The organism is Streptomyces sp. NPDC001848, from assembly GCF_042891915.1.
Lineage (GTDB): Bacteria > Actinomycetota > Actinomycetes > Streptomycetales > Streptomycetaceae > Streptomyces.
The window spans coordinates 401,530-416,006 of sequence record NZ_JBIATP010000002.1 but is presented as its reverse complement, the minus strand read 5'-3'; the positions used below and the strand labels follow the sequence as shown (position 1 = coordinate 416,006).

Here is a 14,477-nt window from a genome sequence, read left to right as displayed (position 1 = left end):
CCCACGGGAATGCGGGCCTCTCCGCCGCTCCGGTCACGGAGGTCAGCCCTTGGCGGCCTTCTTCTCCGCCGCGTCCTGAATCACGGCCTCCGCCACCTGCTGCATCGACATACGACGGTCCATGGACGTCTTCTGGATCCACCGGAAGGCGGCGGGCTCCGTCAGCCCGTACTCCGTCTGAAGGATCGACTTCGCCCGATCCACCAGCTTCCGCGTCTCCAGCCGCTGCGAGAGGTCCGCGACCTCCTTCTCCAGCGCCTTCAGCTCCGTGAACCGCGAGACGGCCATCTCGATGGCCGGAACGACATCGCTCTTGCTGAACGGCTTCACCAGATACGCCATCGCACCCGCGTCCCGCGCCCGCTCCACCAGGTCGCGCTGCGAGAACGCGGTCAGCATCAGCACCGGGGCGATACGCTCCTCGGCGATCTTCTCCGCCGCGGAGATACCGTCGAGCTTCGGCATCTTCACATCGAGAATCACGAGGTCGGGCTTGTGCTCACGGGCCAGCTCGACGGCCTGCTCACCGTCGCCGGCCTCACCGACCACGGTGTAGCCCTCCTCCTCGAGCATCTCTTTGAGATCGAGCCGGATGAGCGCCTCGTCCTCGGCGATGACGACACGGGTCGTCAGCGGAGGCACGTGCGACTTGTCGTCGTCGGGTACGGGCTGGGGCGACTCGGCGGCGGTCACGGGGGCTCCTCGTTCAGGGCAGGGGTACTGCTGACATGAGCCTACCTAGCTGCGGTAAGGTAGTGAGCACGGAGTCGGCGTTAACCTTCGATTCCTAGGGCCCCGGTAGTCCAATTGGCAGCAGACGATGGTCTCAAACACCATACAGTGTGGGTTCGAGTCCCACCCGGGGCACTTTTCCTTAGATTCCAAGGTCTCGAATCGCAAAGCGGAAGTCCACGTTCGTGTGGACCTCCGCTTTTTGCTGCACCCGGAGGCTTTCCGGTAGCACAGAGTGACCACATGTACGACATGGGCACACGGAAGCGAGCGCTCGCGCTGGTGGGGCAGGGCCGCAGCTTGAATTCCGTCAGCAGGGAGATGGGGATATCCCGTTACGCGATTCGCTCCTGGCAGACACGCATCGAGCCCCTCGATCGCGCAGGCAGGCCCTGCCCGCGATGCCAGGAGGTCCCCGGTCCACCTCAGAACCCAGCCGCCTACGCGTACCTCCTCGGCCTCTACCTCGGCGACGGCTGCATCAACGCGCATCACAGAGGCGTCTACTTCATGCGCGTTGTCCTGGACAACGCCTGGCCTGGCATCATCGACGCGTGCGAGGTGGCAATGCGCGCCGTACGCCCGGACAACAGCGTCTTCCGGGTACAGAAGCAGGGGTGCGTAGCAGTCAGCAGTAGCAGCAAGCACTGGCCCTGCCTCTTCCCCCAGCGCGGCCCAGGCATGAAGCACACGCGAAAGATCGCTCTCGAACCCTGGCAGCAAATTATCGTCGACGCCCACCCCTGGGAGTTCATCCGAGGTCTCATCCACTCCGACGGCTGCCGCATCACCAACTGGACCACCCGGCTCGTCGGCGGTGAGCGCAAGCGCTACGAATATCCCCGCTACTTCTTCTCCAACAAGTCGGACGACATCCGGAAGCTCTTCACGGACGCCCTCCACAAAGTGGGCGTCGAATGGACCACCCTCGCCCGCGGCAACGACCCGTTCAACATCTCCATCGCCCGCAAAGCCTCCGTCGCCCTCCTCGACGCCCACGTAGGCCCGAAATACTGACCCCCTACTTCGGGCTGTCGTCCTCCCCGATGTGGTGGACCCGGACCAGGTTCGTCGAGCCCGACACCCCCGGGGGCGAGCCGGCCGTGATCACCACCACGTCGCCCTTCTCGCAGCGGCCGTACTTGAGCAGCAGCTCGTCGACCTGGTCGACCATCGCGTCCGTGGAGTCCACGTGCGGGCCCAGGAACGTCTCCACGCCCCACGTCAGGTTCAGCTGCGAGCGTGTCGCCGGCTCGGGGGTGAAGGCGAGGAGCGGGATCGGGGAGCGGTAGCGGGAGAGGCGGCGGGCGGTGTCGCCGGACTGGGTGAAGGCGACGAGGAACCTGGCGCCGAGGAAGTCGCCGATCTCCGCTGCGGCGCGGGCGACGGCGCCGCCCTGGGTGCGGGGTTTGTTGTTGTCGGTGAGGGGCGGCAGGCCCTTGGCGAGGAGGTCCTCCTCCGCCGCCTCGACGATGCGGGCCATCGTCCTGACCGTTTCGATGGGGTGGTTGCCGACGCTGGTCTCGCCGGAGAGCATCACGGCGTCCGTGCCGTCGATGACCGCGTTCGCGACGTCGCTCGCCTCCGCCCTGGTGGGGCGGGAATTCTCGATCATCGAGTCGAGCATCTGGGTGGCGACGATGACGGGTTTGGCATTGCGTTTCGCGAGCTTGATGGCGCGCTTTTGGACGAGCGGGACCTGTTCGAGTGGCATTTCGACGCCGAGGTCGCCGCGGGCGACCATGATGCCGTCGAAGGCCGCGACGATGTCGTCGATGTTCTCGACGGCCTGGGGTTTTTCCACCTTGGCGATGACGGGGAGGTGGCGGCTTTCTTCGTCCATGATGCGGTGGACGTCCTTGATGTCCCGGCCGCTGCGGACGAATGAGAGCGCGATGATGTCGAAGCCGGTGCGCAGGGCCCAGCGGAGGTCGTCCTCGTCCTTTTTGGAGAGCGCGGGGACGGAGACGGCGACGCCCGGGAGGTTGAGTCCCTTGTGGTCGGAGACGACGCCGCCTTCGACGACCGTGGTGTGGACTCGGGGGCCGTCGACGGAGGTGACCTGGAGGCAGACCTTGCCGTCGTCGACGAGGATGCGTTCGCCGGGGGTGACGTCGGCGGCCAGGCCGGCGTACGTGGTTCCGCAGGTCTGGCGGTCTCCCTCCACGCCGTCCTCGACGGTGATGGTGAAGGTGTCTCCGCGTTCAAGGAGTACGGGACCTTCGGTGAAGCGGCCGAGTCGGATCTTCGGGCCCTGAAGGTCGGCGAGGATTCCGACGCTGCGGCCGGTTTCGTCGGCGGCCTTTCGCACGCGCTGGTAGCGCTCCTCGTGTTCGGCGTGGGTGCCGTGGCTGAGGTTGAAGCGGGCGACGTCCATTCCGGCTTCGACGAGTGCCTTGATCTGGTCGTACGAGTCGGTGGCGGGGCCCAGAGTGCAGACGATCTTTGCTCGGCGCATGGTCTGAGCCTATGACTTACCAACGGGTAGAGAATTCGTCCTGCGTGACCACTCAACAACCTTTAAGTGAAGGCTTGCCATCAAGTGTTGAATTGTGCAATGGCCCGCTCCGATGAGCATCCGGAGAAGTTTCCGTGGCATATTCGCAGTCGCGGCGGTGACATGGTGAATCGGGCGTGGCCCTCTCGGCCAAGGAGCTGTTCGGTGCGTCCGGCCGGTCACCGTTCGTCGACCAGCGGGGTGAGGATTTCGGGCCGTCGGGTGGGCGGGATGCGGTCGGGTTGCTGGAGTCCGAAGGTGGTGAAGGCGGTTCGGCGGGGTAGGGGGTAGGGCTCTTTGCCGGTGAGGGAGTTGAGGATGGTGGCGCTGCGCCAGGCGGCGAGGCCGAGGTCGGGGCTGCCGACGCCGTGGGTGTGGAGTTCGGCGTTCTGGACGTAGACGTGTCCGGTGACGGTGGGGTCGAGGACCATGCGGAAGTGGTCGTCGATGCGAGGGCGGCCGCCTGCGTCGCGGCGCAGGTAGGGGTGGAGTCCGGCGAGGAGGCGGCCGAGGGGGCGTTCGCGGTAGCCGGTGGCGAGGACGACAGCGTCGGTGGTGAGGCGGGACCGGGTGTTCTGCTGGACGTGTTCGAGGTGGAGTTCGATTCGGGTGGTTCCGACGCGTCCGGCGGTGCGGACGCGGACCGCGGGGGTGAGGACGGTGTCGGGCCAGCCGCCGTGCAGGGTGCGGCGGTAGAGCTCGTCGTGGATGGCGGCGATGGTGCCGGCGTCGATGCCCTTGTGGAGTTGCCATTGGGCGGAGACGAGGCGGTCGCGTACGGGTTCGGCGAGGCCGTGGAAGTAGCGGGTGTAGTCGGGGGTGAAGTGTTCGAGGCCGAGCTTGGAGTACTCCATGGGGGCGAAGGCTTCGGTGCGGCCGATCCAGTGGATCCTCTCGCGGCCGGCGGGGCGGTGGCGCAGCAGGTCGAGGAAGACTTCGGCACCTGACTGGCCGGCGCCGATGACGGTGATGTGGTCGGCGGCGAGGATCGTGTCGCGGTGCCGGAGGTAGTCGGCGGCGTGGATGACGGGGATGCCGGGGGCTTTGACGAGGGGTTGGAGCGGTTCGGGCACGTGGGGTTCGGTGCCGACGCCGAGGACGATGTTGCGGGCGTGGGTGCGGCCGAGGGCGTGGGCTCGGCCGTCCGTGTCGAGTTGGGTGTAGTCGACTTCGAAGACGTCGGTCTCGGGGTTCCAGCGGACGGCGTCGATCTGGTGGCCGAAGTGGAGTCCGGGGAGGTTGCCGGCGACCCAGCGGCAGTAGGCGTCGTATTCGGCACGCTGGATGTGGAAGCGTTCGGCGAAGTAGAAGGGGAAGAGGCGGTCGCGGGTCTTGAGGTAGTTGAGGAAGGACCAGCGGCTGGTGGGGTCGGCGAGGGTCACCAGGTCGGCGAGGAAGGGGACTTGGAGGGTGGCGCCGTCGATGAGGAGGCCGGGGTGCCAGTCGAAGCCGGGGCGTTGTTCGTAGAAGGCGGTGTCGAGTTCGGCGAGGGGGTGGGCGAGGGCGGCGAGGGAGAGGTTGAACGGGCCGATGCCGATGCCGACGAGGTCGCGGGGTGCGTCGTCGGGTTCGTGGTGGGTCGGGGTGGTCATCGGGGCGTGCTTCCTTCCACCAGGTTCAGGAGTGCGGCCAGGTCGCCGGGCCGGGTGTGGGGGTTGAGGAGGGTGGCTTTGAGCCAGAGGCGGCCGTCGAGGCGGGCGCGGCCGAGGACGGCGCGGCCGTCGTTCAGGAGGGTGCGGCGGACGGCGGCGACGGTGTCGTCGGTGGCTCCGGTGGGCCGGAACAGGACGGTGCTGATGGTGGGTGGGGCGTGCAGCTCGAAGCCGGGGTGGGCGGCCAGGAGGTCGGCGAACTCGTGCGCCAGGGAGCAGACCTCGTCGACGAGGGTGCCGAGTCCGGTGCGGCCGAGCGTCTTGAGGGTGACGGCGATCTTGAGGATGTCGGGGCGCCGGGTGGTGCGCAGCGAGCGTCCGAGGAGGTCGGGCAGGCCGGCGTCGGTGTCGTCGTCGGCGTTGAGGTAGTCGGCGCGGTGGTGCAGGGCGTGCAGGTCGTGGGGGTCGCGGACGGCGAGGAGGCCTGCGGCGACCGGTTGCCAGCCGAGTTTGTGCAGGTCGAGGGTGACGGTGTGGGCGCGTTCCAGGCCGGTGAGTTTCGGCCGGTGGTGGTCGCTGAAGAGGAGTCCGCCTCCGTAGGCGGCGTCGATGTGGAGGCGGGCGCCGTGGGTGGCGCACAGGTCGGCGAGGGCGGGCAGGGGGTCGATGAGGCCGGCGTCGGTGGTGCCGGCGGTGGCGGCGACCAGTACGGGGCCGGCCAGGTCGGTGAGGGCGGTGTGGAGGGCGGCGGGGTCGAGGGTGCCGCGCGGGGTGGGCAGGACGACGGGCTGGGGCAGTCCGAGGAGCCAGGCGGCGCGGGTGAGGGAGTGGTGTGCGTTGGCTCCGCAGACGAGGTGGACGGTGCCGGTGGCCTCGCGGGCGAGGAGGAGGGCGAGTTGGTTGGCTTCGGTGCCGCCGGTGGTGACGAGGGCGGCGGCGTCTTTCGCCTCCGGGGCGCCCGTGTCGCCGTTGACCTCGTGGGCCACCGTGTCCCCGTGGACCTCGTGGGCCACCGTGTCGCGGTTGACGCCGTGGACCACGGTGTCGCCATGGCCGTCGTGGGCCACCGTGTCGCCGTAGACCTCGTGGGCCAGGGCTCGGGTGACGAGTGCTTCGAGTTCGGAGGCGGCCGGGGCCTGGTCCCAGGAGTCGAGGGACGGGTTGAGGGACGAGGCGGCGAGGTCGGCGGCGGTGGGGACCGCCAGGGGCGGGCAGTGCAGGTGGGCGGCGCACAGGGGGTCGGCGGGGTCGGCGGCGCCCTCGGCGAGGGCGCGCACCAGGGCTCGTAGGGCGTCGGGGTCGCCCTTTTCCGGCAGGACGTCGCCGACGGCGTCGCGTACCCGGGCGGCGACCGTGGCGGGGCCGCCCGCGGGCAGGGGGCCGCCGCGCGCTCGTGCGCCCTCCTGCAGGGCGTCGAGGACGGTGGCGAGCAACGGCCGCAGGGCACTCGGTCCGTCGGGCCCTGAGGCGAGGGGCGGCAAGCTCATGGGATGTCCTCCCGGGGCGCGCGGCAAGGGTAGTCAAGCCTGGCGGCAAGGCGGTTCGACACGCCCGAAGAGGACAACGATCTGGCCTGAAAGGAGGTACTGCCCCGGCGGGGAGAGAAGAGGCGGGGCGGGGGCGGCGTGCGCCGCGACCGGTCGGCGCCCGGTGGTGAGCCGGGCACCGGTCGGCCGGGGGCTAGGCCTGGCGGACGCGCAACGCCCGGGCGAGGTCGTCGAGTTCGTCGACGAGCCTGCGGCGCAGGGCCGGGATGGGGTCCGCTTCGCGCAGGCACTGTTCGCCGCGGCGCAGGGTGTCCTCGTTCACGGCGTGGCGCGGGAACGCCCAGCGGCCGGCGGCGGTGGCGATGGCGGGGCCGCGGCGGGCGGCGACGGCGGGCGCGTCGGTCCAGTAGCGGTCGACGTACTCCTCGAGGAGGTCGGCCTGCTCGGGCTGCCAGAAGCCCTGGGCGGTGGCGGTGAACAGGTAGTTCGACAGGTCGGTCTGCTCGTCGGTGGTGAACATCGCCTCCCAGGCGCGCCGCTTGGCCTCCGCGTCGGGCAGGGCGGCGCGGCAGCGGGCGGCGCCTTCCTGGCCGGTGGCGCTGGGGTCGCGGGCGAGTTCGTCGGCGATCGCGGCCTCGTCGACGGCGCCGAGGACGGCGAGGCGGCCGAGGATGCGCCAGCGCAGTTCGGGGTCGAGTTCGGGTCCGCCGGGGACGGTGCCGTCGGCGAGCCAGGCGGCGATGGTGTCGGGGTGGGCGGCGGCGTCGATGAAGTGGCGCACCGCGATCAGGCGCAGCCCGGGGTTGTCGCCGTCCTCGGTGCGGCGGATGAGGTCGCGGCACAGTCCGGTGAGGGTGGCGAGGGCGGCGGGGCGGGCGGCCGGGGGCAGGTAGCGGTCGGCGATGTGACCGGAGGCGAAGGCGAGGACGCCGTCGACGAGGGCCAGGTCGGTCTCGTGCGGCAGGTGGGTGCGGGCGGTGTCGAGGTAGGTGGTGGCGGGCAGCCGGCCGTCGCGGACGGCGTCGCGCAGGGAGTTCCACACGACCGCGCGGCTGAGCGGCTGGGGCAGCCCGGCGAGAGCGCTTCGGACGGTTTCGAAGGACTCGGGGTCGAAGCGGACCTTGGCGTAGGTGAGGTCGCCGTCGTTGAGCAGGAGCAGGTCGGGGCGCTTGCCGAGGGGCTGGGGCGTGGCCTGCGGGATGTCGAGGTCGAGGCGTTCGCGCAGGGCGAGGGTGCCGTCGTCGGCGATGTGGCGGTCGTAGAGGCCGACGCTGACGCGGTGCGGGCGGCTGCCGTCGTGGTCGACGGTGAGCGTGTAGGTGCCGTCCCCTGCCTGGGTGAGGTGCGGGGTGAGAGTGTCGACGCCGGTGGTGCGCAGCCAGGCGTCGGCCCAGGCGTGCACGTCGCGGTCGGTGGCGCTCGCCAGGGAGTCGATGAAGTCGGCGAGGGCGGCGTTGCCGAAGCGGTGGCGGGCGAAGTGGGTGTTGATGCCGGCGAGGAAGTCCTTCTCGCCGAGCCAGGCCACCAGTTGCCGCAGCGCGGAGGCGCCCTTGGCGTAGGAGATGCCGTCGAAGTTGAGGAGTGCGGAGGCGGTGTCGTCGACCGCTTCGGGGGCGACGGGGTGGGTGGATGGGCGCTGGTCGGCGTCGTATCCCCAGGCCTTGCGGGCGACGCCGAAGTCGGTCCAGGTGTCGGTGAAGCGGGTGGCTTCGGTGAGGGTCTGGTAGCCCATGTACTCGGCGAAGGACTCGTTCAGCCAGATGTCGTCCCACCAGCGGAGGGTGACGAGGTCGCCGAACCACATGTGGGCCATCTCGTGGGCGATGACCATGGCGCGGGTCTGGCGCTGGGTGTCGGTGACGGCGGAGCGGTAGACGAACTCGTCGCGGAAGGTGACGAGGCCGGGGTTCTCCATGGCTCCGGCGTTGAACTCGGGGACGAACGCCTGGTCGTAGGAGTCGAAGGGGTAGGGCTCCTCGAACTTCTCGTGGTAGCGGTCGAAGCACTGGCGGGTGATGTCCAGCAGTTCGTCCGCGTCGGCGTCGAGGTGGGGGGCGAGGGAGCGGCGGCAGTGGATGCCGAAGGGCAGCCCGCGGTGTTGGGTGGTGACGGAGTGCCAGGGTCCGGCGGCGACGGCGACCAGGTAGGTGGAGATGAGGGGGGTGGTGGCGGCGTGCCACAGGCCGTCGCCCTCGTGGGTGGTGATGCCGTTGGCGAGGACGGTCCAGCCTTCGGGTGCCTTGACGGTCAGGTCGAAGACGGCCTTGAGGTCGGGCTGGTCGAAGGCGGCGAAGACGCGCTGGACGTCGTCCAGGAACAGCTGGGTGTAGACGTAGGTCTCGCCGTCGGTGGGGTCGGTGAAGCGGTGCATGCCCTCGCCGGTGCGGGAGTAGCGCATGACGGCCTCGATGCGCAGTTCGTGTTCGCCGGCGGTGAGGTCTTTCAGCGGCAGCCGGTTCTCGACGAGGGTGGCGGGGTCGAGGGGTTGTCCGTCCAGGGTCGCGGAGCGCAGCTCGGCGGGCTTGAGTTCGACGAAGGTGTCCCCGGCCGTGCGGGCGGTGAAGCCGATGACGGTGCGGGAGTCGAAGGTCTCGTCGCCGCCGGTCAGGTCGAGGGAGATCGCGTAGCGGTGGACGTCGAGGAGCCGGGCACGGGTCTGCGCTTCGTCGCGCGTGAGTACGGACATGGGGGACATGCTGCCCGATGCCGCCGAGCGGGCACAGGGGCGGTCCGGTACACGGCCTATGTCCGTCCGTCGTCGCGTGCGCTGGTGGGTGCGCGGGGCGGCTCGGTGGCGTGGTCGTCGCGCTGGCCCGGGAGGCGGGGCTCCGGGTGGGGCAGAGCGCGCGTGGGGGGTGCGGTGCCTTCCTTGAGCCGGGCGCGCAGGGCGCGGACCTCCTGCTCCAGGGTCCGGGAGCGCTGGTGGGCGTTGTAGAGGTAGCGGACCTTGGTGCGCAGGGCCCAGGGGTCGACGGGCTTGGTCACGAGGTCGGCGACTCCGAGCGCGAAGGCGGTGGAGGTGAGTTCGGCGTCGATGCCGAAGCCGGTGAGCAGGATGATGGGGATGTGCTGGGTCTGCTCCACGCGCCGCATGTAGCGTACGACGTCGAGACCGCTGACTTTGGGCATGCGCACGTCCAGGAGCAGAAGGCCGACCTGGCCGCGCAGGACTTCCTTGAGCGCGGCGTCGCCGTTGGTCGCACGGGTCACGCGGTAGCCCAGTGGGGCGAGGGCGCTTTCCAGCGCGTAGAGCGTGTCCACATGGTCGTCGACGATGAGAATCCTGGCATCAGACGGCATGGCCCGAGGTCCCCTCGCTTGGGCAACCAGCTTATGCCGGAACCGTCTTACCGCGCGCACCTTTGACCGGACAAAGAGCCTTTCGGCCGATTCGGAAGGCGTACGCGTGACCGACGGGCGTTCGATCGATCGAGCAGATGTGCACCACCTGACCTCCGTTCGGCGGACCCTACCGCCGCGGCTCCGACCGCCGCGGGCCCTACCGCAGCGGCTGCGACCACCGCGGGCCCTATCGCCGCGGATGCGTCCGCCGCACACCCACCGCCGCGGATCCGACCGCCGCGGGCCCTATCGCCGCGGATGCGTCCGCCGCGGATGCGTCCGCCGCACACCCACCGCCGCGGATCCGACCGCAGCGGATGCAACCGCCACACACCCACCGCCGCGGATCCGACCGCAGCGGATGCAACCGCCACACACCCACCGCCGCGGACCCGACCGACGCGGACCCGACCGCCGCGGACCCGACCAACGCGGACCCGACCGACGCGGACCCGACCGACGCGGACCCGACCAACGCGGATCCGACCGCCGCGGACCCGACCGACGCGGACCCGACCGACGCACACCCACCGCCGCGGATCCGACCGCAGCGGACCCGACCGACCACGCACCAGCCGTCGCGCAGCCGATGGCTGGTGCGGGCGCCGCCCGTCGGGCGTCTCCACGGCGGTGCCGCCTCGGGGCCCGGCTCTGGGACAGCCGGCGATCCTTCCGGCCGCGCCGACCCTTGTGCGCCCGGCGCGCAGGCGCCGCGGGCGCCGCGGGCCGGTCCGGGAGAGGCTTGGCCGGCCCCGGCATGTCACTCCGTGGGGGTGCCCGTCGCCGGCGTGACGTCCTCGGCGATGCGCTCGTGGTGGCGGATGACCTCCGCGATGATGAAGTTGAGCAGCTTCTCGGCGAACGCGGGATCGAGTTTCGCGCTCTCGGCGAGCCGGCGCAGCCGGGCGATCTGAGCGGCCTCCCGGGCCGGGTCGGCGGGCGGCAGCTGGTGCGCGGCCTTGAGGTGGCCGACCTGCTGGGTGCACTTGAAGCGCTCGGCGAGCATGTGGACGACGGCGGCGTCGATGTTGTCGATGCTGTCACGCAGCCGGGCCAGTTCGGCGCGGACGGCCGGGTCGACGCCTGAGGTGGTGCTGTGGCGGGTGGTCATGGGCGACCACCCTACGGGGCGTGCCGCTCCTCGATCGTCGGCGTCCGAAGTGCGGATCGTTCCCCTCCGCGCGCCCCGCGCACGACCGCTCGCCGGGGCGCACCACTGCGGTGGCGTGGGCCCGCGTGTACGCTCCGCCACTCACCGCGAGCACGCCTACAGTGGAAGCACAGCCGGCGTCTTCAGGGGGTGCGGACGTGGCGAACGGCGGACCGGTCGAGCACGGCTATCCACATCTGGACACGGTGCGGGCGGCCATCACCGCGCTGTACAAGCGGCTCTCGTACGACACCATCCGCTCCTTCGCCACCAGCGTGCTCCCCGCCGACGTGGCCTTCTGCGACCAGGACGACCTGCACCTCGGGGCACAGCGGGTGGCACGCGAACTGGTGAGGCACTACCGGCTGCCGGACGCCAGGATGATCGTCAGCTTCCGTGAGATGACGCACGCGGCGAACGTCGAACTCGCCGCGGGTCCCGAGTACTTCGTGGAGCTCAACGACCGGTTCCGCACCCATCGCCGGGACATCGGCGCCGCTCTCGCGCACGAGGTGATGCACGTCTATCTGCACCGTCTCGGCCTGTCCTTCCCCGGTACGCGCGACAACGAGATCCTCACCGACACGGCGGCGACCTACCTGGGCGCGGGCTGGCTGCTGCTGGACGCCTTCCGCGAGGACGGGGTGTCGTCGCAGAAGCTCGGCTACCTCACGCCTGAGGAGTTCGGCTACGTCCTCGCCAAGCGGGCGCTGCTGTTCGGGGAGGACCCCGCGGTGTGGTTCACCAGCCCACAGGCGTACACCGCGTACACGAAGGGCATGGCGCAGGCCCGCCGCGACGAGCAACAGCCGCCGCTGACGGCGGCCGGCTGGGCGGGCCGCCGCCGCTACGCCAGGGACCGCCGCTCCGCGCAGGACCACCTGCCCGTCGGCCCGCACCCGGGTGTCCCCTACTCCTTCACCCCGGCCGGCCGCGGCCCGCTGCGCGTCTGCTTCCCGTGCCCGACCTGCCACCAACGGATCCGGGTGCCGGTGCGGGGGCGGGTGCGGGCGCGCTGCGGGCTGTGCCGCACCGTACTCGAGTGCGACACATGAGGTGCGGCTGTCCCCCGGTGCTACCTGTGCGGCAGCTGGGCGGCAGGGCAGAGGTGGCACAGAACACCTCATAAGTCTTTGCACCGGCGGCCCTCTCGGAGCGAGGGTCGAGGCATGAACACGCACGAGCCGCCGGGGCTGTTCGCGGCGGTGTACGCAGGGGACGAGGACGCGGTCCTCCGGCTGCTGCGCACGGGTACGAGCCCCGAGTCGACGGATGAGGAGGGTCAGACGGCCCTGTATCTGGCGGCGGTGAGCGACGCGCCGGCCATCGCCCGGTTGCTGCTGGCGGCAGGCGCCGACCCCGACCGTCTCAGCGCGGGCGCCGACGCTCCCCTGTGCGGCGCCGCCTGCGGGGGCCACACCGAGGTCGTACGGGCGCTGCTGGCGGCCGGCGCGGATCCGGATCTGGAGGAGGGATACGGGTTCCGGGCGCTGACATGGGCGGTGCAGCGGGGCCACGCCGAGGTCGTCCGGCAGCTGCTCGCGGCCGGTGCGAAGCCGGACCTGCCCGGTCCCACCGGGGAACCGCCGCTGGTGGCGGCCGCCCGTCGCGGCTCCCCCGCCTGTGTACGGGCCCTGCTGGACCATGGCGCGCGGGCGCGGCGCGAAGCCCTCGCGGAGGCGCGGCGCTGGCTGGCACTGGACATCGCGGCGGAGCTCCGCGCGGGCCTTGAGGCGGCGTACGGCCCGGGGCAGGAGTACGTCACGCGCCGCTGGGAGCAGGAGCCCGGCACGGTGACGGTCGAGGTCGCCCTGGTGCGCGACGGCCGGCCGGCGGCGGGGAACGACCAGCAGACGGGGCACCGTCTGATCGTGGACCTGCTGGAGGCGGGACCCGGCGCCCTCACCGGGTGAGGCGTGCGAGCGGGGGCGCGGGCCTCGCGGCCCGCGCCCCCACGGCTCCGGCCCGGGGCGCTCGGCCTCCGGCCCTCGGCGTCAGCCTGCCCCGTACACAGCCCCCGGCGCCTCGGCTTCCGCCAGGAGTGTCAGCGCCGTCTCCCCCGCCTCGGCCGGGGTCCACCGTGCGCCCTTGTCCACTGTCGGGCCCCGCCGCCAGCCCTCCATGACACTGATCCGCCCGCCCTCCGCCTCGAAGACCCGGCCGGTGACCCCGGCGCTCGCGGCGGAGCCGAGCCAGACCACCAAGGGGGAGACGTTCTCCGGGGCCATCGTGTCGAAGCCGGCGGCGGGCGCCGCCATCGTCTCGGCGAACGTCCGCTCGGTCATCCGGGTGCGCGCGGCGGGCGCGATGGCGTTGACCTGCACTCCGTAGCGTCCGAGTTCCGCCGCCGCGACCAGCGTCAGAGCGACGATGCCGGCCTTGGCCGCACTGTAGTTACCCTGTCCCACCGAGCCCAGCAGCCCCGCGCCGCTGCTGGTGTTGACGACCCGGGCGCATGGGGGGCGCCCCGCCTTCGCCTCGGCCCGCCAGTGCGCCGCCGCGTGCTTCAACGGCAGGAAGTGTCCCCTGAGGTGGACGCGCACGACGGCGTCCCAGTCGTCCTCGTCGAGATTGACCAGCATCCGGTCGCGCAGGAAGCCGGCGTTGTTGACGAGGGTGTCCAGGCGCCCGTACGCCTCCAGGGCGGCCGCCACCAGGGACGCGGCCCCCGCGCTCGTCGCGATGTCACCGCCGTGTGCGACCGCTTCGCCACCGGCCGCGCGGATCTCCTCGACGACCAGCCCTGCCGGACTCCCGGCGCCGGGTGTGCCGTCGAGGCCGACTCCGAGGTCGTTGACCACGACCCTCGCGCCCTCTGCGGCGAACGCCAGCGCGTGGGCGCGTCCGAGACCGCGGCCCGCACCGGTGACGACCACTACGCGGCCGTCGGCAACGCCGGTCACGGCATGTCCCCTTCTTCTGCAGCACTTTTGTCGACGGTCGCCGCATCGAGGAACGCCGGGCGCTCCCCTCCCCCGTGGACGAGGAGGCTCGCGCCGGTGATGTACGCGGCGGCGTCCGAGGCGAGGAAGACGGCGGCCTCGCCTATGTCGGACGGCTCGGCGAGACGTCCGAGCGGGACGGTGCGGGAGACGGCCGCGACGCCGTCCCGGTCGCCGTAGTGGAGGCAGGACAGCTCGGTGCGGACCATGCCGACGACCAGCGTGTTGACCCGCACCTCTGGTGCCCACTCCACAGCCATGGAGCGGGCCAGGCTCTCCAGCCCGGCCTTGGCCGCCCCGTAGGCCGCGCTGCCCGGTGAGGGGCGACTGCCGCTCACACTGCCGATCATCACGACCGCTCCCCGGACGCGCCGGAGGTGCTCGTAGGCGGCGAGGGACACGGTCAGGGGTGCGAGGAGGTTGAGTTCGACGACCCGGGCGTGCCGTTCGGCTCCGGCGTCGGCGAGGGTCCGGTAGGGGGTGCCGCCCGCGTTGTTGACCAGTACGTCGACGCGGGGCAGCGCGGCGAAGAAGTCGCGTACGGCGTCCGGGTCCCGTACGTCGAGCGGGGCGAACCGGGTTCCGGGCAGGGCGACTTCGGGCGGCCGGCGGGCGCAGACGACGACGTGGGCGCCGGCCGCGACGAACGCGCGGGCGATTCCGGCGCCCACGCCCCGGGTGCCGCCGGTGACGACGACCGTACGGCCGCGCAGGTTTTCCACAGGCCCTCCCACC

Annotated in this window: 12 protein-coding genes and 1 tRNA gene; 4 read left to right on the top strand and 9 right to left on the bottom strand. The window is 71.4% G+C overall.

Annotated features, from left to right (window positions below):
- Window positions 1-42 precede the first annotated feature (42 nt).
- Window positions 43-693 (bottom strand): ANTAR domain-containing response regulator, encoded by a 651-nt coding sequence (locus ACFYZJ_RS04960; RefSeq protein ID WP_388562918.1) that lies wholly within the window; start codon window positions 691-693, stop codon window positions 43-45.
- A 99-nt stretch (window positions 694-792) separates the two neighbouring features.
- Here ACFYZJ_RS04960 and ACFYZJ_RS04955 point away from each other — a divergent pair.
- Together ACFYZJ_RS04955 and ACFYZJ_RS04950 are read left to right on the top strand one after the other, a co-directional pair.
- A tRNA-Leu gene (locus ACFYZJ_RS04955) sits at window positions 793-867 on the top strand.
- Window positions 868-975: 108 nt separating this feature from the next.
- Entirely contained in the window at window positions 976-1,749 is a 774-nt protein-coding gene (locus ACFYZJ_RS04950; protein WP_388562916.1) for a transcriptional regulator, read from the top strand.
- A 4-nt stretch (window positions 1,750-1,753) separates the two neighbouring features.
- Here ACFYZJ_RS04950 and pyk read toward each other — a convergent pair whose 3' ends face one another.
- The 6 genes from pyk to ACFYZJ_RS04920 form a co-directional block, all read right to left on the bottom strand.
- Window positions 1,754-3,190, bottom strand: a complete 1,437-nt coding sequence (gene pyk / locus ACFYZJ_RS04945) for a pyruvate kinase (RefSeq protein ID WP_388562914.1) — start codon at window positions 3,188-3,190, stop codon at window positions 1,754-1,756.
- Window positions 3,191-3,408: 218 nt separating this feature from the next.
- Window positions 3,409-4,821: a lysine N(6)-hydroxylase/L-ornithine N(5)-oxygenase family protein gene (locus ACFYZJ_RS04940; RefSeq protein ID WP_388562912.1), complete on the bottom strand. Its 1,413-nt coding sequence runs from the start codon at window positions 4,819-4,821 to the stop codon at window positions 3,409-3,411.
- Complete coding sequence (locus ACFYZJ_RS04935) at window positions 4,818-6,308, bottom strand: pyridoxal phosphate-dependent decarboxylase family protein (protein WP_388562910.1); 1,491 nt, start codon at window positions 6,306-6,308, stop codon at window positions 4,818-4,820. Before ACFYZJ_RS04935 ends, ACFYZJ_RS04940 begins: the two co-directional genes overlap by 4 nt.
- Before the next feature lie 193 nt (window positions 6,309-6,501).
- Window positions 6,502-8,994: an aminopeptidase N gene (gene pepN, locus ACFYZJ_RS04930; RefSeq protein ID WP_388562908.1), complete on the bottom strand. Its 2,493-nt coding sequence runs from the start codon at window positions 8,992-8,994 to the stop codon at window positions 6,502-6,504.
- Window positions 8,995-9,050: 56 nt separating this feature from the next.
- Window positions 9,051-9,608: a two-component system response regulator gene (locus ACFYZJ_RS04925; RefSeq protein ID WP_388562906.1), complete on the bottom strand. Its 558-nt coding sequence runs from the start codon at window positions 9,606-9,608 to the stop codon at window positions 9,051-9,053.
- 802 nt (window positions 9,609-10,410) lie between these two features.
- Window positions 10,411-10,761: a chorismate mutase gene (locus ACFYZJ_RS04920; RefSeq protein ID WP_388562904.1), complete on the bottom strand. Its 351-nt coding sequence runs from the start codon at window positions 10,759-10,761 to the stop codon at window positions 10,411-10,413.
- A gap of 197 nt (window positions 10,762-10,958) precedes the next feature.
- Between ACFYZJ_RS04920 and ACFYZJ_RS04915 the strand changes: the two genes are divergently transcribed.
- Window positions 10,959-11,855: a hypothetical protein gene (locus tag ACFYZJ_RS04915; protein ID WP_388562902.1), complete on the top strand. Its 897-nt coding sequence runs from the start codon at window positions 10,959-10,961 to the stop codon at window positions 11,853-11,855.
- A 114-nt stretch (window positions 11,856-11,969) separates the two neighbouring features.
- Window positions 11,970-12,713 (top strand): ankyrin repeat domain-containing protein, encoded by a 744-nt coding sequence (locus tag ACFYZJ_RS04910; protein ID WP_388562900.1) that lies wholly within the window; start codon window positions 11,970-11,972, stop codon window positions 12,711-12,713.
- Window positions 12,714-12,794: 81 nt separating this feature from the next.
- Here ACFYZJ_RS04910 and ACFYZJ_RS04905 read toward each other — a convergent pair whose 3' ends face one another.
- Both ACFYZJ_RS04905 and ACFYZJ_RS04900 read right to left on the bottom strand, forming a co-directional pair.
- Entirely contained in the window at window positions 12,795-13,703 is a 909-nt protein-coding gene (locus tag ACFYZJ_RS04905) for an SDR family oxidoreductase (RefSeq protein WP_388562898.1), read from the bottom strand.
- The gene (locus ACFYZJ_RS04900; RefSeq protein WP_388563378.1) at window positions 13,700-14,455 is read right to left on the bottom strand and encodes an SDR family oxidoreductase; all 756 of its coding nucleotides are present in this window, start codon (window positions 14,453-14,455) and stop codon (window positions 13,700-13,702) included. The genes ACFYZJ_RS04905 and ACFYZJ_RS04900 overlap by 4 nt, the downstream gene beginning before the upstream one ends.
- Window positions 14,456-14,477 lie beyond the last annotated feature (22 nt).

Bases quoted from the DNA above. Each gene is read 5' to 3' on its own strand.
- ACFYZJ_RS04920 (WP_388562904.1), bottom strand. From the start codon at position 10,761: ATGACCACCCGCCACAGCACCACCTCAGGCGTCGACCCGGCCGTCCGC.
- pyk (WP_388562914.1), bottom strand. From the start codon at position 3,190: ATGCGCCGAGCAAAGATCGTCTGCACTCTGGGCCCCGCCACCGACTCG.
- ACFYZJ_RS04925 (WP_388562906.1), bottom strand. From the start codon at position 9,608: ATGCCGTCTGATGCCAGGATTCTCATCGTCGACGACCATGTGGACACG.
- ACFYZJ_RS04940 (WP_388562912.1), bottom strand. From the start codon at position 4,821: ATGACCACCCCGACCCACCACGAACCCGACGACGCACCCCGCGACCTC.
- ACFYZJ_RS04935 (WP_388562910.1), bottom strand. From the start codon at position 6,308: ATGAGCTTGCCGCCCCTCGCCTCAGGGCCCGACGGACCGAGTGCCCTG.
- pepN (WP_388562908.1), bottom strand. From the start codon at position 8,994: ATGTCCGTACTCACGCGCGACGAAGCGCAGACCCGTGCCCGGCTCCTC.
- ACFYZJ_RS04910 (WP_388562900.1), top strand. From the start codon at position 11,970: ATGAACACGCACGAGCCGCCGGGGCTGTTCGCGGCGGTGTACGCAGGG.
- ACFYZJ_RS04950 (WP_388562916.1), top strand. From the start codon at position 976: ATGTACGACATGGGCACACGGAAGCGAGCGCTCGCGCTGGTGGGGCAG.